The organism is Streptomyces lanatus, from assembly GCF_014655715.1.
GTDB lineage: Bacteria > Actinomycetota > Actinomycetes > Streptomycetales > Streptomycetaceae > Streptomyces > Streptomyces lanatus.
Genome location: NZ_BNBM01000002.1, coordinates 184,558 through 210,972 on the forward strand (window position 1 = coordinate 184,558; position 26,415 = coordinate 210,972).

At 72.5% G+C, this 26,415-nt stretch carries 19 protein-coding genes; 13 read left to right on the top strand and 6 right to left on the bottom strand.

Annotation, left to right across the window (positions count from 1 at the left end):
- The first annotated feature begins 10 nt into the window (after positions 1–10).
- The 4 genes from IE325_RS06075 to IE325_RS06090 are packed head-to-tail and all read left to right on the top strand — an operon-like array spanning position 11 to position 2,511.
- Positions 11–934 carry a hypothetical protein gene (locus IE325_RS06075; protein ID WP_190069206.1) on the top strand — a complete coding sequence of 308 codons (924 nt, stop codon included), beginning with the start codon at positions 11–13 and terminating at the stop codon, positions 932–934.
- 2 nt (positions 935–936) lie between these two features.
- Positions 937–1,146, top strand: coding sequence for a Trm112 family protein (locus tag IE325_RS06080; protein WP_190069207.1), 210 nt, complete (start codon positions 937–939; stop codon positions 1,144–1,146).
- Positions 1,143–1,946 (top strand): FkbM family methyltransferase, encoded by an 804-nt coding sequence (locus IE325_RS06085; protein ID WP_190068671.1) that lies wholly within the window; start codon positions 1,143–1,145, stop codon positions 1,944–1,946. The genes IE325_RS06080 and IE325_RS06085 overlap by 4 nt, the downstream gene beginning before the upstream one ends.
- Positions 1,912–2,511, top strand: coding sequence for a hypothetical protein (locus tag IE325_RS06090; protein ID WP_190068672.1), 600 nt, complete (start codon positions 1,912–1,914; stop codon positions 2,509–2,511). Before IE325_RS06085 ends, IE325_RS06090 begins: the two co-directional genes overlap by 35 nt.
- Positions 2,512–2,514: 3 nt before the next feature.
- On the opposite strand, the gene IE325_RS06095 is transcribed toward IE325_RS06090, so the two are convergent.
- The gene (locus IE325_RS06095; RefSeq protein ID WP_190068673.1) at positions 2,515–3,393 is read right to left on the bottom strand and encodes an ATP-grasp domain-containing protein; all 879 of its coding nucleotides are present in this window, start codon (positions 3,391–3,393) and stop codon (positions 2,515–2,517) included.
- Between the two features lie 136 nt (positions 3,394–3,529).
- Here IE325_RS06095 and IE325_RS06100 point away from each other — a divergent pair, with 136 nt between their 5' ends.
- Positions 3,530–4,591 (top strand): MerR family transcriptional regulator, encoded by a 1,062-nt coding sequence (locus tag IE325_RS06100; protein WP_190068674.1) that lies wholly within the window; start codon positions 3,530–3,532, stop codon positions 4,589–4,591.
- A gap of 162 nt (positions 4,592–4,753) precedes the next feature.
- On the opposite strand, the gene IE325_RS06105 is transcribed toward IE325_RS06100, so the two are convergent.
- The 3 genes from IE325_RS06105 to IE325_RS06115 all read right to left on the bottom strand — a co-directional run bounded on the left by IE325_RS06105 (position 4,754) and on the right by IE325_RS06115 (position 9,207).
- Positions 4,754–5,965: an acyltransferase family protein gene (locus IE325_RS06105; protein ID WP_229911682.1), complete on the bottom strand. Its 1,212-nt coding sequence runs from the start codon at positions 5,963–5,965 to the stop codon at positions 4,754–4,756.
- Positions 5,962–8,313 (bottom strand): glycosyltransferase, encoded by a 2,352-nt coding sequence (locus IE325_RS06110; protein ID WP_190068675.1) that lies wholly within the window; start codon positions 8,311–8,313, stop codon positions 5,962–5,964. Before IE325_RS06110 ends, IE325_RS06105 begins: the two co-directional genes overlap by 4 nt.
- Positions 8,314–8,493: 180 nt before the next feature.
- A complete protein-coding gene (locus IE325_RS06115; RefSeq protein WP_190068676.1) occupies positions 8,494–9,207 on the bottom strand; it encodes a FadR/GntR family transcriptional regulator in 714 nt (237 codons plus the stop codon).
- A 199-nt stretch (positions 9,208–9,406) separates the two neighbouring features.
- On the opposite strand from IE325_RS06115, the gene IE325_RS06120 reads away from it, so the two are divergent.
- The 7 genes from IE325_RS06120 to IE325_RS06150 all read left to right on the top strand — a co-directional run bounded on the left by IE325_RS06120 (position 9,407) and on the right by IE325_RS06150 (position 22,683).
- Positions 9,407–10,750: an SLC13 family permease gene (locus IE325_RS06120; protein WP_190068677.1), complete on the top strand. Its 1,344-nt coding sequence runs from the start codon at positions 9,407–9,409 to the stop codon at positions 10,748–10,750.
- A 73-nt stretch (positions 10,751–10,823) separates the two neighbouring features.
- Positions 10,824–12,269 (top strand): acyl-CoA synthetase, encoded by a 1,446-nt coding sequence (locus tag IE325_RS06125; protein WP_190068678.1) that lies wholly within the window; start codon positions 10,824–10,826, stop codon positions 12,267–12,269.
- The gene (locus IE325_RS06130) at positions 12,266–13,597 is read left to right on the top strand and encodes a carboxyl transferase domain-containing protein (RefSeq protein WP_190068679.1); all 1,332 of its coding nucleotides are present in this window, start codon (positions 12,266–12,268) and stop codon (positions 13,595–13,597) included. Before IE325_RS06125 ends, IE325_RS06130 begins: the two co-directional genes overlap by 4 nt.
- Before the next feature lie 142 nt (positions 13,598–13,739).
- Complete coding sequence (locus IE325_RS06135) at positions 13,740–15,557, top strand: VMAP-C domain-containing protein (protein WP_190068680.1); 1,818 nt, start codon at positions 13,740–13,742, stop codon at positions 15,555–15,557.
- Between the two features lie 24 nt (positions 15,558–15,581).
- Positions 15,582–16,598, top strand: a complete 1,017-nt coding sequence (locus tag IE325_RS06140; protein ID WP_190068681.1) for an AAA family ATPase — start codon at positions 15,582–15,584, stop codon at positions 16,596–16,598.
- Positions 16,588–21,432: an SAV_2336 N-terminal domain-related protein gene (locus IE325_RS06145; RefSeq protein WP_190068682.1), complete on the top strand. Its 4,845-nt coding sequence runs from the start codon at positions 16,588–16,590 to the stop codon at positions 21,430–21,432. Before IE325_RS06140 ends, IE325_RS06145 begins: the two co-directional genes overlap by 11 nt.
- Before the next feature lie 216 nt (positions 21,433–21,648).
- Positions 21,649–22,683 (top strand): rod shape-determining protein, encoded by a 1,035-nt coding sequence (locus IE325_RS06150; RefSeq protein WP_190068683.1) that lies wholly within the window; start codon positions 21,649–21,651, stop codon positions 22,681–22,683.
- Between the two features lie 289 nt (positions 22,684–22,972).
- Here IE325_RS06150 and IE325_RS06155 read toward each other — a convergent pair whose 3' ends face one another.
- A complete protein-coding gene (locus IE325_RS06155) occupies positions 22,973–23,653 on the bottom strand; it encodes a response regulator (RefSeq protein ID WP_190068684.1) in 681 nt (226 codons plus the stop codon).
- A complete protein-coding gene (locus IE325_RS06160) occupies positions 23,650–25,299 on the bottom strand; it encodes a sensor histidine kinase (protein ID WP_190068685.1) in 1,650 nt (549 codons plus the stop codon). The genes IE325_RS06155 and IE325_RS06160 overlap by 4 nt, the downstream gene beginning before the upstream one ends.
- Before the next feature lie 145 nt (positions 25,300–25,444).
- On the opposite strand from IE325_RS06160, the gene IE325_RS06165 reads away from it, so the two are divergent.
- A complete protein-coding gene (locus tag IE325_RS06165) occupies positions 25,445–26,404 on the top strand; it encodes a Bug family tripartite tricarboxylate transporter substrate binding protein (protein WP_373315131.1) in 960 nt (319 codons plus the stop codon).
- Positions 26,405–26,415 lie beyond the last annotated feature (11 nt).

Consider the following 26,415-nt stretch of genomic DNA (forward strand, 5'->3'; position numbering starts at 1 on the left):
GTGGTGGGGAGTGGGCGCGGCCCTGTTGGCGAACACCCTGTACAGCCTCGGTTTCGTGCTGGAGAAGCGGGCGCTCACCGCGTTGCCTCAGGTGAGCATCCGGCAGCCCGCCCGGCTGCTGCGGCTGGTGCTCGGCAGCCCGCTGTGGATCGGCGGCTCCCTCTCCCTGGCGGCCGGTTTCGCCGCCCAGCTCGTCGTCTACCGCACCCTGCCGATCGCCGCCGCGCAGGGCATCTTCGTCTCCGGGCTCGTCCTCCTCGTGCTGCTGTCCGCGCGGCTGCTGGGCGAGGAGACCAGCGGGCGGGAGCGGTACGCGCTCGGTGCGATCCTCGCCGCGCTGCTGATGGTTGTGCTGTCGCTACGGGAGGGCGCCGATTCTGTCAGCCAGGCGGCCCCCTACCCCCTCATCCTCCTCGTGTGCGTGCCGTCGCTCGCGGCGGGCGTCTGGCTGTACAACTCCGCCGAGCGCAGGACCCGGCACCGGCACCGGCTGCCGACGACCGGCGTCGAGTACGGCGTGGCGGTGGGGCTGCTGTACGGGGTGAGCTCGCTGGCGATCAAGGGGGTGTCGAGCCATCTGACGACGAGCGGAGTCGGCGGCGCCGTACTGGACCTGCTCCGCTCCCCGTACCCGTATCTCCTCCTCTTCACCGGCGCGTTCGGGCTGGTCATGTCGCAGGCGGCGCTGCAGCGCTGCCGGGCCTCGCTGATCGTGCCGGTGTGCACGACGGTGACCTGCGTGTACACGGCGGTGCTCGGGACGCTGTCGTTCGGCGAGGCGCTGCCCGAGGATCCGCTGCGGCTGGCGCTGCGGGTCGCGGGTACGACGCTCTCCCTCGCCGTACTGATGTCGATGCCGCGGCACGACCGCCGCCCCGAGGAGCCATCGTCCCCTCAACCACCCGTGGGAGCCAAGGAGTTGACACCACCATGACCATGAAGTCCGACGACCCGCTCCTGCGGATCCTGGCCTGTCCCCTGGACAAGGGGCCGCTGCATCTCATCGCGCAGGACGACGCGCTGTACAACCCCCGGCTGCGCCGCCGCTACCCGATCGTCGACGGCATCCCGCAACTGCTGCCCGCCTCCGGGGAGCAGGTCTCCGACGACGAACACGAGGAACTCCTCAAACGGATGGCCCCATGACCCTCGCCGCGCACATCGCCCCTCTGCTGCCCACCCGTCTGGTCGCGGCGGTCGCCCGCGCCGTGTACCCGCGCTTCGAGCCGGAGCTGGCCCGGCTGGCGGAGCTGTGCCCCGCCGGGTGCGGGACGGCCGTGGACGTCGGCGGATGGTACGGCCCGTGGACGCGCCGGCTGTCACGGCGGGCCCGCCGGGTGGTGACCGTGGAGCCGGTCCCGCATCTCGCGCGGCTCCTCGCGGCGACGGCCCCGCCCAATGTCCGGGTCGTCCAGGCCGCGGCGGCCGAGCGCCCCGGCACGGCCCGGCTCTGGCTGCCGCCGCACGACGCGGGCGACCGTGGGGTGTCCTCGCTGGTCCGCCGGAGCATCCATGCCACGGCCCTGCACGTCGGCTGTGTCACCCTCGACGAACTGGGCCTGAAGGAAGTCGACTTCATCAAGGTCGACGTGGACGGCAGCGAGCTCGCGGTGCTGCGCGGCGCGACCGGCACCCTGGCCCGCGACCGGCCCGCCCTGTTCATCGAGCTGGAGTCCCGTATCCAGCCGATAGCGCCGGTGCTGACGTACCTCTCGCTCCTCGGCTACGACGGCTGGGTCCTGCCCAGCCGCGACTGGGTCCCCCTGTCGTCCTTCCCGCTGGAGGCCCACCAGGCCGAGGCCGCGCACGTCGTCACCCGGGGTCTGCTGCGCCGGGTGCTCCCCTTCCGGGGCCCGCGCTACGTCAATTCGGTCCTCTTCCTGCCCGACGGCCGCCGCCCGATCGACGACCATGGAACACATGCCCTCAGGAAAGCCCGCCGCTAGCCCCTTCACTCCGCGCGACTTCCAGCTGGTGCTGCTGCGCCGCATGGCCGACCACAACCCCGGCCTGGTGGAGGACGCCCGCCGCGAACTGGACGCGTCCCTCGCCGAGATGCGCGAGGCGAACAAACGCTGGCAGGCGATGCTCCACTCCCCCCGGTCCCGCCCCGCCGCCGCCCGCTACCGCTCGGTCCTGGGCCCACCCGAGTCGACCGTCCCCCGCAGGATCGGCGACCTGGACTGCGAGGCCTGGCTGTTCCCGCTCCCCCTCTGGCCCGACCTGCGCTTCGAGGTGCTGTTGGCCCCCAACGGCACGGTGTGGAACGAGTGGCTGATCCGCACCCCGGGAGCGAAGGGTCCAGCCCTCCACACCCTCTCCGACCTCACCCCCTGGTCCTGCACGGTGGACGAGGCGGCCCGAGCCTTCGCCCCTGCCCGCCCCCTGGAGGGCACGGCACCGACGAGGTGGGGCTTGGCCTTCATGGCGCCGGACGAGGAGGGGGTGCGGCGGGAGGTGGTGGCCGAGTTCACGTGGGGGTTGCTGCAGCGGGTGGCGGTCAACGGCTAGCGGCTAGGGGTTGGCGGCCGCCGCCAGGATCGCCTCCGCCACGCGTGGAACCGACGCCGGGTGCAGGGACAGGAAGAGGTTCGGTTCGACCAGTTCCAGTTCCATGACGCGGGGTTGGCCGTCTTCGCCGTCGACGAGGTCCACGCGGGCGTAGAGGAGTCCTGTGGGGTTCGGTACGGCGGTCAGGGCCTGTTCGGCGGTGGTGAGTTCGGCCGGGGTGGGGGTCCAGGGCCGTAGGTCGGGGTGGGCGGTCTTGCGGTCGTCGTAGGGCGTGCCGGGGGTGAGGACGGCGCCCTTGCGGCTGGCGTGCAGGAGGTGGCCGCCGTAGAACTGGAGGGCCCGTTCGCCGGTGGTGTCGATGCTGTTGAGGTAGGGCTGCACCATCGCGGTGAAGCCTTCCTTGTGCATCCGCGTGAGGTGGCGTACGGCCGTCTCGTGCTCGTCGGGGGTGTAGCGGGCGGCGAAGCGGGCGCCCGCGCCGGAGGTGGGCTTGATGACGTACTCGTGGTCGACCGGGAGGCCGTCGACTCCGTCGCCGGGCGGGAAGTAGCGGGTGGGGACCACGGGCACCCCGGCTTCGGCGAGGTCGCCGAGATACCGCTTGTCGGCGTTCCAGCGCACCACGCCCACCGGATTGGCCAGCCGGGTCAGCTTGCCGCACCGCTCCGCCCACGCCAGGAATTCGGCCGCCCGCCAGCTGTAGTCCCAGGTGGAGCGGATCACGGCGAGGCCGTAGCCGCCCCAGTCGACCGTCTCGTCGTCCCAGTACACGGAGTCCGCCTCGGCCCCCGCCGCCCTGAGCGCCGCCACCAGCACGGGGAGGTCGCGGTCGACGGAGATCTCGGGGCCGGGACGGCAGGTCACGAGGGCTATGCGGGGCACGGGGGCTCCTCCGAGTGGGGCGGGTCGGCGCTTCGCAGGCTAACAAGCGCCTCCGGAACCGGGGCGGGCCGCTTGACCTTCACCTTTGGTGAAGCCACAGCATCGGTGGCGGGAACCGAAAGGGGTGCGCGACGACATGCTGACCATCGGCGCCTTCGCCAAAGCCTGCCGGCTGTCTCCGAAGGCCCTGCGGCTGTACGACGAACTGGACCTGCTGCGTCCTGCGCGGGTCGACCCCGACACGGGGTACTGGTACTACGCGCCGGCCCAGCTCGAGGCGGCCCGTCTGGTGGCGTGGCTGCGCCGGCTGGGCATGCCGCTGGCCCGGATCCGCGAGGTGTGCGCGCTGGAGCCGGAGGCCGCGGCCCGGGCGGTCCGCGCGTACTGGACGCGGGTCGAGGCCGAGACGGCCGTACGGCGTGACCTGGCCGGGTTCCTCATCGACCACCTGACAACACCACCGACGAGGAAGGACACCACCATGCTGGAACTCCGCTACTGCGCCCACTCCGACCGGGGCCGGGTCCGCCCCGCCAACCAGGACACCGCCTACGCGGGCCCCCGACTGCTCGCCGTGGCCGACGGCTGCGGCCCGGCGGGCGCGCCCGCGAGCAGCGCGGCGGTGGAGGCGCTGCGCTTCCTGGAGACGGCGGAGCCCGGGGCGGGGGACGTGCTGAATCTGCTGGAGGACGCGGTACGGGGCGCGAGCGAGGCGGTCCGGGACGCGGCGGACGGACAGCCCGAGGTGGGCACCACCCTGACCGCCCTCCTGCTGACCGGGGGCTCCCGGCTGGCCCTGGTGCACATCGGGGACTCGCGTGCCTATCTGCTGCGCGACGGCGCCCTGTTCCGCATCACGGACGATCACACGGTGGTCCAGTCGATGATCGACGAGGGCCGGCTGACACCGGAGGAGGCCGTCACCCATCCGCAGCGCGCCCTGCTCCTGAAATGCCTGACCCCGGTCACCCCCACGTCCCCGGACCTCCGCCTCCAGGACACCGAACCCGGCGACCGCTACCTCCTCTGCTCCGACGGCCTCACCTCCGTCGTCCCCGACGCCCGCATCCGCCACGTCCTCAGCACGGCCCCGTCCCCCGACGCCGCCGTCCACACCCTGATCGACGCGGCGAACGAGGCCGGCGGCCCGGACAACGTCAGTTGTGTGGTGGCGGACGTGACGGAGGGGGTGGCCTGACCGATCCGCCTGTGCGACGGCCGAGTACGGCGGGATCGAAGCTTCGCCGAGGGCGTCGTGGGTTGGTGCACCGCGACGCCCTCGCCGACCTGGCCGTCCACCAGCGGCACCCTGAAGCAACTGCCCTGAAGCCCACGTCGTCGCCCCGCCAGTGCCAGACAGTCACCGCATCGCCGACTCCGGCTCCGGCGTCGGCTCCGGATAGAACTCCCTCGGCCTGCCCTTCTTGTCCCGCAACCCCGCCAGCAGACTCCCCGGATACTCCACCGCCCAGTAGCTCACCGTCGCGACCAGCACCCCGGCCGCGACCACGAATAGTGCCGCCATCGGGAAGGCCGCCTGGGAGCGGGGTAGGGCGCCGGCGTCGTACAGGGCCAGCATCAGGGGTTCGTGCCAGATGTAGAGGCTGTAGCTGACCAGGCCCGCGCCCGTGAGCCAGCGGGAGCGGAGCAGGGCGTGCCAGCGGGGGCGGGACGTCGTACGGACGTGGAGTGTGCCGTAGAGGAGGGCGAACCAGAGGAGGGCGGCCAGGGGGTGGTAGTAGGTGTGCCAGGTGTTCTCCGGGTCGGAGTGGTACGACAGGGCGTACAGGCCGGCCGCCGCGGTCAGTGCCGTCGCTGTCGCCCAGCGCCTGCCCATCCGGCCCCGTTCGCCCAGTGCCACCAGTAGCACCGCCAGCAGCATTCCCGCCGCGAAGCCGCCCAGGCGGGCCTGCGGGCCGAAGTACACCGGCCAGTTGGTGTGCGGGACGCCTACGGCGTGGTGGGCTACGGCGATCCAGGCCACCGGCGCCAGGTACAGCGCCGCGCAGCCCGACGCGCACAGCAGGACCCGGGCTCGGCGGGTGCACAGGTGGCGGCAGGCTCGGATCGCCGCCGGGCCTACGGCGATCAAGGTGACGTAGAACGCGATCTCCAGTGAGAGCGACCACGTCGGGCCCAGCGTGTAGAAGATGCGCTTCTGGTCGAAGACGTGTGTGAACGTGAGGTGTTCCAGCAGGTCGCGCCAGTCGCCTGGGAGGGACGGGTTACGCAGGGACCAGACCAGGAGCACCGCCAGGACGTAGAGCGGGAGGATGCGTGTTGCCCTGCGGAAGAGGAAGTCTCTCCTCGGGCGGGTGCGGTCTTCGCCGTCTATCGCGGCTCGGGCGTAAGACAGAGTCAGCAGGTACGCCGACATGACGAAGAACAGGTCGATGACCTCCAGGGAGATCAGTGCGCCCAGGTACGGGCTGTCGATCGGTGGGTGGGCGCCCTGGGCGTCGTAGATGTAGTACTGCTGCCAGACGTGGAAGATGACCGTGCTGAGGGCGGCCAGGCCTCGGTAGCCCTGGAGTTCGGTGCTGCGCATCGAGGGCTTGGGCGTGTTCGTCACTCGCCGCCCACCGCCCCCGAAGCAGCCGCAGCCGCCGCCCGTGGCGTCACTCGCCAACGCCTGTCCCCCAGCAGCTCCTTGAGATGCGACTGCCTGGCCACCACGTTCTTGAAGTGGGTGTAGAAGACCGTCGAGATCAGCGCGTGCCGCCAGAACCAGCCGCGCCTGCGGCGTAGTTCGGGTACGGCGAGACGGCCCGCGAACGCCGTCTGGACCAACCCCGCCGACAGGGTGAACGCGAAGGCGACCAGGCAGGCGGGGGTGGCCCAGTTGATGCGGTCCGCGCCGCCCGCGCGCAGGGCCGAGTGGAGGAGGATCGGGAGGATCTGGAGGGAGAGCCAGGGCTGTACCTCGCGCCAGCCCAGCAGGACCACGAGTCCCGTCTTCTGACGGAGTGTGAAGGCGGGGTTGCGCAGGGCCTGGCGGAGGTGGCGGAGGGAGACCTGGAGCCAGCCCTGGGCCCAGCGGGAGCGCTGGTTCCACAGCGGCTTGAGGCGGGTGGGTGCCAGCTCGCGGGAGATCAGGGTCCGGTCGGTGGCGATGCGGGCGCCCTCCGTCAACGCGCGTAGCGTCGAGTCGATGTCCTCCGTCAGCATCGAGCCGTGCATCCGGGTGCGGGCCAGCAGGTCGGTGCGCCAGAAGCCGTTGGAGCCGCCGAAGATGCCGAAGCCGTACAGGCGTGTGCGGCCCGGGTGGCTGACGGAGTAGATCGCCTCGAATTCGGCGGCCACCTGCCGGGCCACCCAGGAGCTGTCGCCGTTGCGGACGACGCAGTGGCCCTGGACGACGTCGTAGCCGTGGGACAGCCAGTCCCAGGCGTGCCGGAACGCGTCCGGCGCCGGGTGGTGATCGGCGTCGAAGATGCCGACGAACTCGCCGCGCACCCGGCTGACGGCGGCGTTGACGTTCTGCGCCTTGGAGGTGCTGCCGGCGACCGGGAGCAGGACCAGGCGCGGGTCGCGGCGGGCGATGTCGCGCAGGGTGTCCTCGACGGGCAGGGCCTCGGGTGTGTTGTAGGCGAGGACGATCTCGAGGTCGTTCGGGTAGTCGAGGCGCAGGAAGGACTCGACGGTGTCGACGATGGTCGCGGCCTCGTTCGGGAGGTAGGCGGCGATGACGGCGCTCGCGGGCGGGTACGGCTGTGCGGGCGCCGTGGGCCGGGTGGGCGCGTCGAGGGAGAAGAGGCATTCGAGGAGGATGAGGGAGGCGGAGAGGACCAGTCCGGCGACCACCACCCAGTAGACCGGCGAGGCGATGTCCCAGCCCAGCACCGCGTACGTCTGCTCGTACAGCGCGAACGGCACGCCCACGCCGATGAGCAGCGCGAGCAGGGGGGACAGGGCGAGGAGGAGGGGGCGTACGAACTTCCGGGTGCCGCCGCGCGGGGCGGCCGCCCGCATCCAGGGCTCGTAGCGCACGGGGCGCAGGTCGCGGTGGCGCAGCGCCTCGGCGACGGCGTCGCCCGCCCGGTCCACGGCACGGTCGTCGGCGTCGGTGAGCGGGAGCCAGCCGACGGCCGGGGTCAGCCGTACGTTCTCGTCGGCGACCACGAACCGGGTGCCGGCCACGGCGTTGGCGAACTCCTGCAGCGCACGGCGGGCGGCCTCCTCGTCCACGCCGGGCAGGAGGACGAGGAGGCGCCCCTCCTCGTCGCGGCCGAGCCGGTCGCTGCCGTTGCCGAGCCGCTCGGCGACGGCAGCGAGGCGTTCGGCGACCTCGCGGCGCACCCGCGGCCCGAACCGTTCCTCCAGCGCTTCCGCCTCGGCCACGCCGACCACCGCGAGGACACCGGCGCGGCGTCCGGGACGGTTGCCGGGGCGGCACAGTTCGCGGTCGAGTTCGGCGCGGAAATGGGGTGCGGAGTACAGGCCTGTGCGGGGGTCGAGGGCCAGCCGCTCCACGGGGACCGGGACGCGGTGCAGCTTCGCGGCGATACGCGCCGACAGCTCGACGGGTTCGGCGGCCTCGGGGAGACAGTCGTCGGCGCCGCCGTGCAACAGCCGTGCTACACCGTCGGGTTCACGGTCGGCGGTGACCATGACGAGCGGCAGCACCTGGCCCTGGGGTGCGGTGCGTATCTCCCGTACGACGGCCAGCGCCTGCTCGACACCGCCCTGGCCGTCGAGGGCGACGATCGCGTCGGGCGGGGTCTGCCGGACGCTGCGGCCGATGTCGCCGGGGACCGCGTGGGTGACGGTGTAGCCGGTGGATTCGAGGGTGCGGGTGAGCTTTTCGCGTCGGGGGCCGGGGGTGCCGACCGCGAGGACGTGACTCTGCGGCGGCCCGTCGGTCGGCGGGCAGCCGGGAGTGTTCCGGGGCGCCGGCGCGCGCCTCAGTTCGGTGGTCATGTATGTGGGTCCAATCCTGTTCGGATGTGGGGGGAGGACCTTTTGTCGCTACCTAGCCTCGCCGGGAGCCGTGACGCCACACCTGCGCCGGTGTAAAAGCTTGATTGCCTTTACGTGCCCATGCCAAGGAGGTGAAGGGAAACGTGTGACGGAGTGTGAGAACAGCGGGCGGCGTGGAACCTACGGCTGGCGTTCCTCGTCCGGCTCCCAGTCCAGCAACCGCACCTTCGCCACCGTACGGACATGCCGGCGCATGGCCGTGGCCGCGCGGGCGGGGTGGCCGTCGGCAATCGCGTCGAGAATGGCCTGGTGCTGGGCGAGGGAGCGGGCGGGGCGGTGGGGCTGGCGCAGGGACTCGGTGCGGCTCTCGGCGATCTGGTCGGCGATGGAGCGCATGAACTCGGCGAGGATGCTGCTGTGCGCGGCGGCGGTGACCGCGGCGTGGAAGAGGCGGTCGCCCTCCACGCCGTGGGCGTCGTCGGCGATCTCCTGCGCCATGTGCGCGAGGGCCGAGCGCATCGCCGCGAGGTCGTCCTCCGTGCGGCGCTCGGCGGCCAGTTCGGCGAGTTTCGTCTCCAGGGCCTCGCGGGCCTCCAGGACGTCAGGGAGGCGTCGGCGGCGCTCGACCATGCGGTCCACCGGTTCGACGTCGAGGCTGTCCCGGACCAGGTAGGTGCCGCCGCCGTGGCGTACCTCCACCAGGCCCTGCACCTCAAGGACCACGATCGCCTGCTTCACGGAGGCGCGGCTCACCCCGAGCCGCTGGGCCAGGTCACGCTCGGTCGGGAGCCGGTCCCCGGCGCCGAGGCCGCCCTCGGCGACGTAGGCACGCAACCGGTCCAGCACCTGCTCGTACAGGCGCTGTTTGGTCATGGGGCGCAGGGCGTCGGTCACGGGGTCCCCCTCTCGCCGGGAGCGTAACACCGGGACCGGTGACTGGACCGGTGGCTGAGCCAATTTCCGCGCACCCCCTTGACGTGCCCCCGTCGTGCGCCCACGCTATCCAGCCATCACCCCGAATTGGCTGAGCCACTTGGCCACTACGGCGGTGTGGACCCCGCAACCGCTACGGGACCCAAAGACGGGAGCCCGCATGTCCCCCGAACTCATCTCGATCCTCGTCCTCGTCGTGGTGTTCGTCATCGCCACGACCCGCTCGATCAACATGGGCGCGCTCGCCTTCGCCGCCGCCTTCGGAGTCGGCACGCTCGTGGCCGACCTCGACGCGGACGGCATCTTCGCCGGCTTCCCCGGCGATCTGTTCGTCGTCCTCGTCGGCGTCACGTACCTCTTCGCCATCGCCCGTTCCAACGGCACCACCGACTGGCTCGTGCACGCCTCCATCCGGCTCGTGCGCGGGCGGGTGGCGCTCATCCCCTGGGTCATGTTCGCCATCACCGGCGCACTCACCGCGATCGGCGCCGTGAGCCCGGCCGCGGTCGCGATCGTCGCGCCGATCGCGCTGAGCTTCGCGGCGCGATACGGCATCAGTCCGCTGCTGATGGGCGCGATGGTGGTGCACGGCGCGCAGGGCGGCGGCTTCTCGCCGATCAGCATCTACGGCTCGATCGTCAACGGCATCGTGGAGCGGGAGAAGCTGCCGGGGAACGAGGTCTCCCTGTTCCTGGCGTCCCTGATCGTCAACCTCGTCATCGCGGCGATCGTGTTCGTCCTCTTCGGCGGGTTGAAGCTGTGGGCTCAGGGAGCGGTGGAGACGGACGGAAAGGGCGGTGCCGAGCAGACCGACGGCTCGGGTGGATCCGGCGGCGGTGCCACCCGCGAGCCCGGCACCACGGTCACCCGCCCCGCCCCCACCCCCACCCAGCTCGCCGCCACCCACCTCACCCCCGCCCGTATCGCCACCCTCATCTCCCTGGTCGCCCTCGTCATCGCCGTCCTCGTCCTCGACCTGGACGCGGGCCTCACCGCGATCACCCTCGCCGTCGTCCTGAGCACCGCCTGGCCGGACGACAGCCGCAAGGCGGTCGGCGAGATCGCCTGGCCGACCGTGCTGCTGATCTGCGGTGTGCTGACCTACGTCGGCGTCCTGGACGAGATGGGCACCATCACCTGGGCCGGCGAGGGCGTCGGCGGCATCGGCGTACCGCTCCTCGCCGCCGTACTGCTCTGCTACATCGGCGCGATCGTCTCGGCGTTCGCCTCGTCCGTCGGCATCATGGGCGCGCTCATCCCGCTGGCCGTGCCGTTCCTGGCGCAGGGCGAGATCGGGGCGGTCGGCATGGTGGCCGCGCTCGCGGTGTCGGCGACGGTGGTGGACGTGAGCCCCTTCTCGACGAACGGCGCGCTGGTGCTGGCCGCGGCACCGGACGTGGACCGTGAGCGTTTCTTCCGGCAGTTGATGGTGTACGGAGGGATCGTGGTGGCCGTGGTGCCCGCCGTGGTGTGGCTGGCGCTGGTCGTGCCGGGCTGGGGATAGGCCCGGACGGTCACAACACGACGGTCACGGCCACAACACTCGGTGTCCGTAGCAACAGTTAGGAGTACGACGCGTGTCCTCTCTCTTCCCGGCCCTCACGGGTGCTCCGGCCGACCGGCCCGCCCTGCGGTTCGGCGACCGTTCCCTGACGTACGGCGAGCTCGGCGCCGCCGCCGGTGCCCTCGCGGCACGGATCGGCGGGACCGGCAGAGTGGCCGTATGGGCGACCCCGGCGCTGGAGACGGCCGTGGCGGTGGTGGCGGCGCTGGAGGCCGGTGTCGCGGCCGTACCGCTCAACCCGAAGTCCGGGGAGAAGGAGCTCGGGCACATCCTGTCGGACAGCGCGCCGAGTGCGGTGCTGGCGGCGCCGGGTGAGGAACTGCCTTCGGTTGTACGGGACTTGGAGCGGATCGACGTCGATGTGCACGGCACCGGCCCCCTCCCCTTCGGCACCGCGGATGGCGAGGACCCCGCCCTGGTCGTCTACACCTCCGGCACCACCGGCCCGCCCAAGGGCGCCGTGATCCCCCGCCGTGCCGTCACCCACACCCTGGACGCGCTGGCCGACGCCTGGCAGTGGACGGCGGACGACGTACTGGTGCATGGCCTCCCCCTGTTCCACGTGCACGGCCTGGTCCTCGGCGTCCTCGGCCCGCTGCGGCGCGGTGGATCGGTGCGCCACCTGGGCCGTTTCGGCACGGAGGGTGTGACGCGCGAGCTGAACGAGGGCGCGACGATGATGTTCGGCGTGCCGACGATGTACCACCGGGTCGCCCAGGCACTCTCCGAGGACCCGGGGTTGGCGCAGGCACTCGGCAAGGCCCGGCTGCTCGTCTCGGGTTCGGCGGCGCTCCCCGTCCATGACCACGAGCGCATCACCGCCGCGACCGGTCAGCGGGTCGTCGAGCGGTACGGCATGACGGAGACGCTGATGAACACCAGCGTGCGCGCGGACGGCGAGGCCAGGGCGGGCACCGTCGGTGTGCCGCTGCCGGGCGTGGAGCTGCGGCTGGTGGAGGAGGACGGGACGCCGATCACGTCGTACGACGGCGAGACGGTGGGCGAGATCCAGGTGCGCGGCCCGAACCTGTTCACGGAGTACCTCAACCGCCCCGACGCCACCGCCGCCGCCTTCACTCCGGACGGCTGGTTCCGCACCGGCGACATGGCGGTGCGCGAATCCGACGGGTACGTCCGGATCGTGGGCCGCAAGGCCACCGACCTGATCAAGAGCGGGGGTTACAAGATCGGGGCGGGCGAGATCGAGAACGCGCTCCTGGAACACCCCGGGGTGCGGGAGGCCGCGGTCACCGGGGAACCGGACGCCGACCTGGGCGAGCGGATCGTGGCGTGGATCGTCCCGGCGGACCCCGAATCACCGCCCGTCGCCGAGGAGTTGGCGAACCATGTCGCCGCCCGACTGGCCCCGCACAAGCGCCCGCGCAGGGTGCATTACCTGGATGCCCTCCCCCGCAACGACATGGGGAAGATCATGAAGCGGGCGCTGACGGCGTCATGACGGAACGCCTCGCGGCACGGCAGGTCATCGCCCTGCTGACCGACCCCGACACGTTCGTTGAACTCCCCCACCCGGAGAAGCCGTCCAGCCCCGACGGCCCCCTCGCCTGGCAGAGCTACGACGCCTCCCGCGCCCGTGCCGCCGCACGCACCGGCGAGGAGGAGTCGGTGATCTGCGGCACCGGCGCGATCGAGGGCACCCGCGCGGTGGTGATCGCCTTCGAGTTCGGCTTCCTCGGCGGTTCCCTGGGCGAGCGCACCGGCGACCGGCTCGAAGCGGCGTACATCTACGCCCGCGCCCACCGGCTGCCGGTCGTCCCTCTGGTGGCGACGGGCGGCAGCCGTATGCAGGAGGGCATGCTCGCCCTGACCCAACTCCAGTGCGTGGCACGGCAGTCGGCGCTCACCCGGGAGGCCGGGCTGCCCCAGATCGCGGTGCTCCGGGACCCGACGACCGGCGGCGGCTGGGCCACCCTCGGCGCCGGTGCCGACGTCACCCTCGCCCTGCCCGGCGCCCAGATCGGCTTCGCGGGCTCCAGGGTCCGCCCGCCGGACGCGGACCCGGCGGCGTACACGGCCGAGGCGCAGGTGGCGGCGGGGGCGGTGGATGGGGTGGTGCGGCCGGGGGAGTTGCGGAAGGTGCTGGGGCAGTGGCTACGGCTGCTGTCGGCGCCCTCCGGGGATGCCGCCCCGCCGCCGCGCCCACTCGGCGACACCGAGCCGCCCGCCACCGGCTGGGACGCCGTCCAGCGTGCCCGTTCGCCTCGGCGTCCGCGCGCGGAGGCCTATCTGGCCGCCTACTTCACCCACCGCGTCGAGATCAGCGGCGATCGCTGCGGCGGCACCGACCCCGACGGCATGCGCTGCGGGTTCGGTGCGCACGAGGGCCGTACGGTCGCCTACGCCGCGCAGACCGGCACCGCCACCCGCCCCGCCGGCTACCGCACCGCCGCGCGGCTGATCCGTCTCGCGGACCGGCTCGGCATCCCGGTGCTGACGCTGGTGGACACGCCGGGCGCCGCCAATGACGCGGAGGCGGAGCGGCAGGGCGTGGGGGCGGCCATCGCGGACCTGTTCGGGGTGGTGGCGTCCGCGCGTACGCCGATCACGACCCTCCTCATCGGCGAGGGCGGCTCGGGCGGTGCCCTGGCCCTCGCCGCGCCCGGCGACACCTGGGCCACACCGGACAGCTACTTCTCGGTGATCGCACCGGAGTTGGCGGCGGCGATCCTGAAGCGGGGGGCGAGTGAGGTGGAAGCGACGGCGGATCAACTCCGGATCAGGCCACAGGACTTGGTGGAGCTGGGGGTGATCCGGGGCGTGATCTGAGGCGGTCGTCCCAGACGTCAGCCGAGGAGTTGTCCGAGGCATGATCCCGGAGTACGAGGGTACGGAGGGGAAACCCGGGACAACTTCCGCGGCCGTCCTGGACAATGGGCGTGCGCAGAAGACGACGGCTGACGGGGGCGTCATGACAGGTCTGAGGGGCGCGGAGTGGCATGCCCGGGTCGAGTGCGGGGGCACGGTGTGCGGGGCCGGGTTCCTGGTGACCGGGAACACCGTGCTGACCTGCGCCCATGTCGTCGACAACGGTGACCTGGGCCCGGTGACCGTGACCTTCCCGCAGCGCCCCGGCGAGCCCCCGGTGACCGCGCGGGTCGTGGCGGACGGCGGCTGGGACGTCGGACACGGCACCGACTTCGGAGACCTGGCCGTCCTGGAACTGGACCGGGACATGCCGATCACCCCCGCGGTGCTGGCCCCCGCCGACACCGCGCACAGCGACCGCGAGCTTTTCGCGTACGGCTTCCCGACCGGCCACACCGGCTTCGGCACCCAGGCCGCGCTGCACGCCGTGGGTCCGATGCTGGTCGGCGGCGAGTGGATCGAGCTGGAGGCCCGGAGCGCCCACGGACAGCCACTCGCCCGCGGCTTCAGCGGCGGCGCGGTCACCTTCGTCGACACCGGCGAGGTCGTCGGCATGGTCACGGCGGCGGCGGGCGCGAACTCGGTGCACACCGGGCGGATGATGCCGACCCATGTGATGGCCCGTTACTGGCCGGCGCTCAGCGCGCTGGTGCCGGTGCGGGACGGGTGGCACGGGCGGCACGGGCGGGGCATGGCGCGTGCGGGAGCCGCGTACGTCGCCGGTGCGCCGACGTGGGACCTCGGCAGAGCACCGGGCCGGAACTTCGGCGGGGCACCGGACAGCCCCGCCCCCATCCACTTACCCGGCCATCCCGACGGCCCCCGGCTGCGTGCCCTGGTCGAGAAGGCTGCTCGTGCCCGGCTCGACTGCGACCCCGTCCGGCTCTACACGGCCGCGGCCGGGCCGTTCGACCCGCTGCCGCCGCCCGAGGGCTTCGGGTCGTTGTGGTCGGCGGCGTGGTTCGTGCTGTGCGAGGTGGACGACCCGGACACCGTGTCCCGGTTCGCCGACCGGCTCGACGGGCTGCTCACCGCCCCGCCCGTCGCCGAGACCGGCGCCATCCTCGTCGAGCTGGGGCACAGCGGCGCCGGTGACGATCTGGTGCGGGTCGAGGTGTCGGCGTACAGCGGCGGTCGCCGGCATCCGGTCCCGGCCGAGACCATCCCGAGGGCACGGCTGAAGGCGTGTGTGCAGGACCGTATCGAGGACGCCTTCTGCCATCTGACCCCCGGCGCCGACGAGTTGATCGCCTTCGTGCTGCCCCGCGACTGGCTGGACTGGCCGGTCGACCGCTGGGAGAAGGGCCCCGACGACGACACGCCCCTCGGCTGTGTCCACCCGGTGGTGGTCACCGACCACGCCCGGCGCAGATCCAGCACCCGGCACGTCCTGACGAGCGCCTGGCAGCACCTCGACACCCGGGACGGCACCCGGGTACGCCGCGTCGCCTGCTCGGGCACCGAGGACCCCAAGCAGCTCTGGCTGGCGCTGGTGCAGTCCGAGGCCGGCCTCACGGGCTTCGCCGCGACGCCCCGTTCTTCCCGCACCCGCCCGCACTTCGAGACGTCGCTGACCGCGCCGGCGCCGGTGATGGTGTGGTCGCGCCGGGGCTGCGACCCGGACCGGGCCGACTGCGCGGGCGCCGCCGACTGTCCCGGTACGGCGTTCCTGGACGCCCTCGACAAGCTCGCCTCCGGGGTGCCGCCCGCGCGGCTGCCGCGCCGGGTCCTCGGCCTGCGCCAACTCGCCGTCGCGGACGACGGCCACTGGGCGCGGGACATCCAGCTCCTGTGGGACGACCCCCGCCGCTTCACCGACCCGCACGCCACGGCCGTACACACCCGGTCACCCGTCGCTTGAGCCCGTCGCCCAATGGGGAGCACCATGCCGCACTGGTCCGTCTACACCGGCACCAACACCCAGCACGACGGCATCGCCGCGCTGCCCGAACCGCCGCCCTGGCGCGCCTTCGACGGCGGCCCGCCGCTGCCGCCGCCCGCCGACACCGACGACGAGGCGGCGGTCTCCCCCGACCGCGTGCACCGGGCGAAAACCTACGTGCCGACCCCGGAGAGCGTCCAGCTCGTCAACGCGGCCCTGTGTCTGCGCCGCCCGCTGCTGGTCACCGGACCGCCCGGCACGGGCAAGTCGTCCCTCGCCTACGCCGTCGCCCGCGAGCTGCGCCTCGGCCCCGTGCTGCGCTGGAACATCACCAGCCGCAGCGCCCTCGCGGACGGCCTCTACCAGTACGACCCGCTGTCCCGGCTGTACGCGGCCCGCCGCGACGACGGCCAGGCCGCCACCCGCGACGGCGTCGAGGACCATCTGCGCCTCGGCCCGCTGGGCACGGCCATGCTCCCCTACGACCGTCCGCGCGCGCTCCTCGTCGACGAGATCGACAAGAGCGACCTGGATCTGCCCAATGACCTCCTCAACATCCTGGAGGAGGGCCAGTACGAGATCCCGGAGCTGGTCCGCGCGGCCCGTCACTCCGCCGACGGCACCGCGCAGGTGCTGACCGACGGCACGGACACCCCGGTGACGATCTCCCGCGGCCGGGTCCGCTGCCGTGCCTTCCCCTTCGTCGTCCTGACCAGCAACGGCGAACGCGAGTTCCCGCCCGCCTTCCTGCGCCGCTGCGTCCGGCTGCGCCTGCGCCGCCCCGACCGGGCCCAGCTCACCGACATCGTCCGCGCCCACCTGGGCGAGCCCGACACCCGGGCGCAGGCCCTGATCTCCGAGTTCCTGACCCGCGCCGGCACCGGCGAACTGGCCACCGACCAGCTCCTCAACGCCATCTACCTCACCGGCGTCGCGGGCCTCGAAGCCGACTCCCGCGAGAAGCTGGCCGAGCGGTTGATGCCGTACCTGAGCACGACGGCCGACGGCGATGGCTTCTGAGGGGCGGGAGCGGGCGGGGGCGGTCGGGGGTTCAGACGTCGCCCGGCTGGCCGCCGTGCTGGCCGCGGGCGCGGGCACGGGTGCGGGCGGGGAGGCCGGGCCGACGTCGCGGGAGATCGCGGAACTCCTCTGGTTCGCAGGGAAGTTGGGCGAGGGGAGCGGGGGTGAGGGTGGGGCGGGGGCACCGGCTCCGCCGACTCCCCCCGGCCACACCCACCACGACACGGGCACCGCTACTGACTTCACCCCCGACCCCATCGCCGCACCCCCGCCCACCCCACCCCATGACCCGCCGCCCGACGACCGCGTCCCCCTCCACCTCCCCGCGCCGAACCCGCGCGGAACACGACCCCCGCTGCTCGCCCCCGCGCCCGCGATGCTCCCCCACCCCCTCGCCCTCCAACGCGCCCTGCGCCCCCTCAAACGCAAGGTCCCCTCCCCCCGCGTCCGGCTCCTCGACGAGCACGCCACCGCCGACCGCATCGCCCGCCTCGGCGGACGCCCCGACGTCTGGCTCCCGGTGCTGCGCCCGGCGCCGGACCGCTGGCTGCGGCTGAACCTGGTGTACGACACGGGACCGACGATGCCCGTGTGGCGCCCCCTGGTGCGCGAACTGCACACCACGCTCGCCCAGTCGGGCGTCTTCCGCACCGTCACCGTGCACCGGGCCACTCCGGACGGCCGTGCCCACCACGTCCCCGCGCTCGCGGACGGCCGTACGGTGACCCTGATCGTCAGCGACTGCATGGGCCCGCAGTGGCGCCCCGGCCCGGCGGGCGACCGCTGGCACCGCACCCTGCGCCGCTGGGCGGGGCGCATGCCCCTGGCCGTCGTCCAGCCCCTGCCGGAACACCTCTGGCACACCACGGCCCTGCCCGCCGCACCGGGCCTGCTCACGGCACCGGCCGCGGCGGCACCGTCGGCCGCGCTCACCTTCCTTCCCTACGAGGACGAGGCACAGAAGCCGCCCGCCGGGGCCGTCCCCCTCCCCGTCCTGGAACCGGCCCCGGCCTGGCTCGCCAACTGGGCCGCCCTGGTCGCCGCGCCGGGCGGCGGCCGAGCACCGGGTGCCCTGGCCTGGCTGCCACCCACGCCGGTCCCGCCCGCCGAACCGGCCCCCGACATCGCCGAGTTGCCGGTGTCGGACCTGGTGCTCCGCTTCCGGGCGACCGCGTCCCCGGAGGCCTTCCGCATCGCCGGCCATCTCGCCCTGGCCAACCCCTCCCTGCCGGTGATGCGCCTCGTCCAACGCGCCCTGGACGGCAGCCCACGCCCCCAGCACCTCGCCGAGATCATCCTCAGCGGCCTGCTGACGGCGGTGGCGGGACCGCCAGGGTCGTACGAGTTCCGACCAGGCGTACGGCAGTTGCTCCTACGGTCACTGCCACGCACGGCACGGACCCGGACCCGGGAGTTCCTGGCCCGCGTCGGCGGCCTGATCGACGAGCGGGCCGGGCTCGCGGCGGGCGAGTTCGGGGCGGAGCCGGGACGGGACGCGGAGAGGGCGTTCGCGACTGTGCGGGCGGAGACGGTGCGGCGGTTGGGCGGGGAGGCGGTTGGAGGGCTGGTCGACGGGACGGAGGAGAGGCCCGCCGGCGAGACAGCGCAGCCTCCGGCCGGCGAGACGAAAGGCAGGCCCTCCGGCGAGACCGCGGACGGGCCCGTCCACGTCACGACGCGCGAGCCCGGCCGCGGCACCGAGCCTCCGCGCGCCACCGGCGAGCGGCGAGGCCGACTCGGTGATGACGCGGCGGAGTGGCAGGACCACGAGCTGGTCGGGGGGCGGTATCGGCTGGTGCGGCAGCGCGGGGCCAATCAGCGGGTGTGGGCCGCCGTGGACGTACGGTCCGACCGGCGGGTGGCGGTTCACCTCTATGGGCCGCAGGCGGCGCCGCAGGACCGGTTCCTGCGGGAGGCGGGGACGCTGGCCGGGTTGGCCCATCCGAATCTGGCCTCCGTGATCGACTTCGGTGTGCAGGACTCGCGGCCCTATCTGGTCGCGGAGTTCGTGGACGGCGTGACGCTGGCCGAGTTGATGCAGGGCAGTGGCCGTGGGATCTCGTTCCGGGTGTTCGCGCGGCTGGTGCGGGATGTGACACGGGGGCTGGACGCCCTGCACGAACGAGGGCTGGTGCGGGGGCAGTTGGGCTGGGACGGGCTGCTGCTGCGGCCGGACGGCCAGGTCGTGCTCAGCCGGTTCGAGTTGGGTGAGCTGTCCGAGGCGCACAGCCCTTACTCGGACTTCACGCAGTTCAGGTTGCTGCTCCAGGACCTGACGGTGGACGCCACGGACGACTTACCGTTCCGTCCGGCCCTCGCCCGGCTGGCGGACTACCACAGTCCGGCCTCTGCCGTACGGCAGCTCGCGCTGTCGGACGACTCCGACCCCGCGAAGGGCGACGCGGAGCGCCTGAGCATCACCCTGCTGGGCCCGCCGCGCATCAGGCTCGCGGGCAGCTCCGCCGACGCCCCGTCCCCGGAGGCCCAGGCCCTGCTGTGCATGCTCCTGCTCCACCAGGGCCGCCGCGTCGGCTTCGCCGCGCTGGCCGAGGGGCTGTGGGAGGACCCTCCGTCGACGACGGAGGCATTGCGCCGCTGTCACGACCTGGCCGGCGAGCTACGCCGGTTCCTCGGCCCCTGCACTCTCGCCGAACTCGCCGACGGCGGCTACGCCCTCCATCTGCCGGACGACTACGTCGACGTACACCACTGCGAGCAACTCCTGGGCGGCCGCACGGACGACATGACCCCGCGCACCCGGTACTCCCTCATCCAGGAGGCCCTGAGCCTGTTCTACGGCGATCCCCTGGACGGCATCCCCGGCCCCGCCGCGCAGGCCACCCGCGCCCGCCTGCGCACCCTGCGCCTCACCCTCTGCGCCACCCGGGCCGAACTCGACCTGGAACTCGGCGACTTCGAACGGGCGGCGACCGACCTCGCGGCCCTGGTCCGGGAACACCCGGAGCGCGAGGAATTCCGCCGGCTGCACATCCTGGCATTGAAGGGGACGGGGCGGGTCGCGGAGGCGGTGGAGGCGTACGAGTCCTACTCCGAGGTCCATGGCAGCCCGGTCGACGCGGCCCTGCACCAGCTGTACCTCGAACTGCGCGCGACGCGCGAACGGGGGCGGCTGACCATCCTCTTCGAGGCTCCCGCCCTGGACCAGCGGCCCGACGCCCGGGACACCCTGGGCCGCGCGGTGACGCAGTTGCTGTCCCGTGGGGATCTGGCCTCGCACCAGTTCGAGGTGCTGACCCGCGACAACGGCTACGCCGTACTGACCGAGCCGGACGCCTTTGTGCTGCCCGCGCTGCTGCGCAATCTGCCCGCGGCTCTCATGGAGGTCGCGGACCCGCCACCGCTTCGGGTGGCGTTCTGGCACACGCCCTGGTTCACCGACTCCAACCGGCGCGTGGTGCCGGACGAGGTTCAGGCCGCCCTGGACACCGCCGACACGGACCTTCTGGTCGTTGTCTCCTCCTACCTGTACGAGCAGTACGCGGACAGCAGCGCCACCATCGGTACGGCCCACTTCCAACCCTTGCGCACGGGAGAGCGGCCCGGCGCTCCTCTCGCCTGGTACAGCACCCCGGACCTGCCGCGCCGGGTCCCGGACGAGGAGGCCCAGGACCTGGTCCGGGGCCCGTTCACCACCCCCGACACCGGCCGGCTCGCCGCCCCGGACCCCGGCCGCACCGCCGTCGTGCTCGCACCGAGCGACGGCTCGATGACCGTCCTGTTCCCGAACCACCCACTGGCCCAGCGCCCGCCGCTACGCACGACGTACTACGAGGTCGACCTCACGGTGCACCGCAGCGGCACCGTCGTCTCCCTCCCCGCCTCCGCGGGCGGCAGCTTCGCCGCCACGGTCGAGCTGTCCTGGCATGTGGAGGACCCGGTGGCCTTCCTGCGCGGCGAGGCCACGGACATCCCCGACCTCCTCCTCCGGCACGTCGCCACGGAGGCGAGCCGTATCACCCGCCGCTACCCGCTGCGCCGGGTCGGGGCTGCCCAGCAGGCCCTGCGCACCCGGCTGCGCCACGGGCCGGTGCCGGGGCTGTCGGTGACGTACTCGATCCAGCTGACGGGGGAGGCACCACCCGTTCCCGGAATCCAGCACCTGCCCCCGGTCCAGCAACAGCCCTCCACCCCACCCCCGGCCACCGCCCTACTGCACAACGCCGAAGTCGTCCTCCTCGGCTTCGACGGCCCACTGACCAGGCCGTTCTCCAGGAAGACCGCCCGTGACGCCGCGCTCGACCTGCTGTCCCTGGTGGTCGAGAACCGCGACCCGGAGGACGCGCTGGCGGGACGGCCCCTGACGAGCACCGCGGTCTCGGGCGAACCCGTGCACCCGCTGGAGGTGCTGCGGGCCTTCGCCGACAGCGGCCTCGCCCCGCTGCTGCGCGAACGCCTGGACCAGCTGGAGCTGCGGGCCGCGGCGGAGTCCCGCTCGACGCAGGGCGCCGCCGAACTGGTGCAGGCCCTGCGCGTCGCCGGTCGTCCCATGGCCGTCGTCTCGAACTTCTCCGCGGAGGCGGTCCGCCGCCATCTGGAACACGTGGGGCTCCCCTTGAGGGCGATCTTCGGCCGCGGCACGCTGCTGATGCCCGATCCGCAGTGCCTCCGCCTCGCCCAGGGCCACTTCATGCAGCCTGCCCGGAGCGTCCTGATCACCTCGACCGCGGCCGAGGTCACCGCCGCCCTGCGCCTCGACCTCCCCGTCATCGGCTACGCCGACTCCCCCCTCACCCGAACGGACCTCCTCGAGGCCGGCTGCGACCTGATCGTCGACTCGCTCCAGCCCCTACTCGACGCCGCCCGCTCTCTCTGACCGCGACACGCCGCCTGACACCCCATCACTTGCAGAATCCCCCGTTCAGCCGCACCCCACCCGGCCCCCTCCAGAAGGCGACCCCCTCCCTCCCGCGCGCACGATGGCGAAGGAGAGGCCGCCACCCGCCGGCCCCGCACATTCGACCCACACCCCAATGCGAGGCCCGCCACCCACCCGGCGGACCCATGGTCTGCGCTATCGGGAGGACATCCCATGCCCGCCACACTGGAGCAGCTGCGCCGCTGCCACTTCGCCGTCGACCTGGGGGCGGCCAGGACCCGCGTCTATGTGAAGGGCTCGGGACTCGTCGTCGACCAGCCCTCCGTCGCCGCGGTCAACACCCGCACCGGCGCCCTGATCGCGGTCGGTGAGTTCGCGGAGCGGATGACGGGGCGCACCCCGGACTACATTCGTGTCGTACGGCCCGTGTCCGGCGGCACCGTCGTCGACATCGAGATGGCGCAGCGCATGCTGCGGCATCTGCTCGGCGACAAGATGCGCCGTGCGCTGCGCCGCAAGCCGTTCCTGAGGGGCGCCGCCTGCACCCCGCACGCCCCGGACCCGCTGGCCCGGCGCGCGGCCATCGAGACGCTGGTCGGACTGGGGGCGCGGCATGTGGAGCTGGTGGACACGCTCATCGCCGCCGCGGTGGGCTGCGGGCTGCCCGTGGAGCAGCCCGAGGCCAGCATGATCATGGTGTGCGGGGCCGCGACGACGGAGGTCGCGGTGCTGTCGCTCGGCAACATCGTCACCGCCGAACGCGTCCGGGTCGGCGGCGAGGCCGTGGACCACGCGATCGTGCAGCACCTGCGGCACGAGCACGAGCTGATGCTGCCCAGCCAGAACGTACGGCCGCTGCAGCTGGCCCTGTCCGGCAACGGGCTCAGCCCGCACGGCCCGACCTCCACCGAGATCCACGGCCGCGATGTCTGCACGGGCCTCGCCCGCTCCGTCCAGGTCGACACCGCCGCCGTACGGGACGCCATCCAGACGCCGCTGACCGCCGTGCTCGACAGCATCGGCAAGGTGCTGCGGGACTGCCCGCCCGATCTGGTGGCGGACCTCGCGGACCGCGGCATCATGATGGTCGGCGGCAGCGCGCTTCTCCCCGGCTTCGACGAGATGCTGCGCCGGGCGACGAGCATGCCGGTGCACATCGCCGAGCGCCCCGACGTGTGCGCGGTCCAGGGCCTCGGCACCATGCTGGAGGGCAAGGTCGAGCCGCTGGAGCTGAACCCGGCCACGTGAGCGGTCAGTACGGCAGGATCCGCCCCGAGGGCGTACGGCGGTCGATCTCGCCCCTGGTGTCGCGGGGAGCGGCCGGCCTGCGGGTGACACGAACGCGAACGTGGGTCTGGCGGTTCATGGCGCCCTCCTCGTATCTCGGTCCGTTGCGACCAGCCTTCTCTACGCAACCTTTCGGCACATCGTGCCCACGGAGACACTTGTCATGCCTCCGCAGGAGGAGCGGACGGGGGCACGGCTACTTCCCAGGGAGGAAAACGCCCTTAAGGGACGCGGCACCCCCTGTAGGCGATCAGTCCTCCGCCCACCGATACCGCCGCTCCGGCCTCCCCGCCTGCCCATACCGCAGCGCCACCTCGGCCCGCCCCGTGACACTGAAGTGCTCCAGATACCGCCGCGCACTCACCCGCGACACCCCCGACCGCGCCGCACACTCCGCCGCGGACAGACTCCCCCCGGCCCCCCGCAGCTCCCGCTCGATCAGCTCGGCCGTCTCCACGCTCATGCCCTTCGGCAGCGGAGCCACCGCCGCGGCCGGGCCCGCACCTCGCGCCAGTGCCCGGTCGACGTCGGACTGGCCGCTGACCACGGCCGAGTAGAGGTTGCTGCGCCGGGCCGCGTACCGCTCCAGACGAGCCCGCAGATCCCCCGCGTCGAAGGGCTTCAGCAGATAGTCGACGACTCCCTGCCGTACGGCACCGCGCACCGCCTCGGACTCACGTGCCGCGCTGATCACCATGACGTCGCAGTCGTGTCCGGCGGTGCGCAGCCGGGGGATGATCTCCAGGCCGAACATGTCGGGGAGGTAGAGGTCGAGCAGCACCAGGTCGGGTTGCAGCTCGGCCACCGCGGTGAGCGCCTGCTCTCCGCAGTCGGCCGTGCCGATCACCCGGAACCCGGCGACGTCGTTGACGAAACCGCGGTGGATCCGCGCCACCATGAAGTCGTCCTCCACGATCAGCACATCGATCATCGGACTCCCTCCGTCGCTCGGTCGGCCGGTCGGCCGACGGACATCCGGGCGGTGAACATGGCGCCCGCCGACGTGTTGGCCACCGACACCTCACCACCCCGCCGTTTGCACACCAGCCGGGTCAGGGCCAGTCCGATCCCCCGGTCGCCGCCCTGTGCGGCCTTGGTGGTGAACCCGTGCGAGAACACCTCCTGCGCCAGCTCGGGGGCCACCCCCGGCCCCGAGTCGCGTACGACGATCTCCACGCTGGAGGCGTCCTGGCGCAGTTCGACCTCCACCCAGGCGCCTTCGTCCCCGGTGCCGGATCCGCTCGCGGCCGCGTCGACGGCATTGTCCACGAGGTTGCCCAGCACGGTCGCCACATCGGCGGAGTCGGTCGGCTCCAGCCGTTCCAGCGAGGTCTGCTCGGAGATCTTCAGGCGTACCTTGCGCTCCGAGGCGAGCGCCGACTTGGCCATGAGGAGCGCGGCGACGGCCCGGTCGCGGACCCGGCTGGTGAGGTGCAGATCGAGTGACTCGCGGTGTTTGCGCAGGGCGCGGACGTACCGTACGACCTCGTCGTGCTCGCCGATCTGGATGAGTCCGGAGATGGTGTGGAGCTGGTTGGAGAACTCGTGGGCCTGGGCGCGCAGCAGCTCGGTGGTGCTGCGGAAGGAGCCCAACTCCCGTTCCATGCGGGCGAGTTCGGTGCGGTCGCGCAGGGTCGTCACGGAGCCGAGGCGGCGGCCGTCCTTGGTGACGTCCATGCGGTTCATCACCAGGACGCGGCCCCGGCGTACGACCACCTCGTCGCGCCGGTCGAGGTCCCCCGGTTCCGTCCCGGCCAGGACGTCGTACAGCCGCCCCTCGATCCCGAGGTCGGCCAGGCTCATGCCGACGCAGTTCTCGGGCAGGTCGAGCAGTCCGCGGCCGACCTCGTTCACCAGGGTCAGGCGCTGCTGCGGGTCGAGGGCGACGACTCCCTCGGCGATGCCGAACAGCATCGCCTCCCGGTGTTCGGCCAGCCCCGCGATCTCGCGCGGCTCCATGCCGAAGGTCTGGCGTTTGATGCGCCGGGCCAGCAGCCATGAGCCGGCGAGGCCGAGGACGCTGGCGACGCCGAGGTAGACCAGGAGGTAGGAGGAGGCGCCCACCAGGCGCTGTCCGACCGACGGTGTGGCCCGGCCGACCATCACCGTGCCCAGGTGGGCCCCGGTGTTGCCGAGCACCGGTGCCTGCGCCGCCAGCTGGGTGACGCCCTCCACCGGCAGCTCCCCGGACCAGCCGCGCACCGCGGCGACTCCCGGTTCCCCGGTCGGCAGCCGGGTCCCTACCAGGGTGGGGTTGGTCGCGGCGACGATCTTCCCTTTCCTGTCGGCGACCATGGCGGAGGTGACGCCGGCCCGGGTGACCGTGGACTGGAGCAGCGGGGCGAGCATCTCGGCGGGGGCGGGGCGGACGAGTTGGGTGCGTACGAGGGGATTGCTCGCCGTTTCCTCCGCGAGCGCGGTGACGCGGCGGCCCTCGACCCGGTCGAAGGTCGCCGTGGACTGCGACAGCGAAACGGCGGCCACGGCGACCAACACGATCAGGACAATGGCGAGCTGCCATACAAGCAGCTCACCTGCGAGGGTCTGGCGCCTGTGTGGCCGGGACGTAATGACCACTATGAACTCAACCTTCAATGGTCACACAACTGAGACAGGTCGTCTCGGGAACCGCACAATCATGGCGCCGGATCGGGCCGAGCGAAAGGGATGAGCCATGAGAACCAGACGAGCCGCACTTGTCGGCGCTCTTGCCACCGTGTCGATGATCGCGGTCAGCGCCTGTGGCGCGACCGCCGACAAGGACTCGGGGAGCGGAGGCGGATCCGGCGATCCCGTCACCGGTCTCCGGCTGATGGTCCCCAACACCCCGGGCAGTGGTTACGACCTCACCGCCCGCACCGTCACCCAGGTCATGGAGGACACCAAGGTCGCCTCGGGTGTCCAGGTCTTCAATCTGCCCGGCGCCAGCGGCACCGTGGGGCTGCAGCGCCTGGTGAACGAGAAGGGCAACGGCAAGATGGCCATGCAGATGGGCCTGGGTGTCGTCGGAGCCTCGTACACCTCCAAGTCGAAGGCGACGCTGACCGACACCACGCCGCTCGCCAAGCTGATAGAGGAGGCCGGCGCGATCGTCGTGCCGAAGGACTCCCCTTACAAGTCGATGGACGACCTCGTCACCGCGTGGAAGGCGAACCCGAAGAAGATCGCCGTGGGCGGCGGTTCGACGGCGGGCGGGCCCGACCATCTGCTGCCGATGCAGCTGGCGAAGGCGGTCGGCATCAAGCCGAAGGACGTCAACTACGTGTCGTACGACGGCGGTGGGGAACTGCTTCCGGCCATTCTCGGCAACAAGATCGCCTTCGGTGCGAGCGGTTTCAGTGAGTTCCTCGACCAGATCGAGGCCGGGCAGGTCCGTGTCCTCGCGGTGACGAGCGAGAAGCCGATCGACGCGCTGAAGGACGCCCCCACGCTCAAGGACTCCGGCATCGACCTGGTCTTCACCAACTGGCGCGGCATCGTGGCCCCTCCCGGGATCACCGATGAGCAGAAGAAGACCTGGATCGACTCGCTGACGACGATGCACGACTCCAAGGAGTGGCAGGCGCAGCTGAAGAAGAACGGCTGGGTCGACGCCTTCGCCACCGGTGACGAGTTCGGCACCTTCCTGACCGAGCAGGACAAGGCCGTCGCCGACCTGCTGGCCGAGCTCGGGCTGGCATGAGTTCGCAAGTG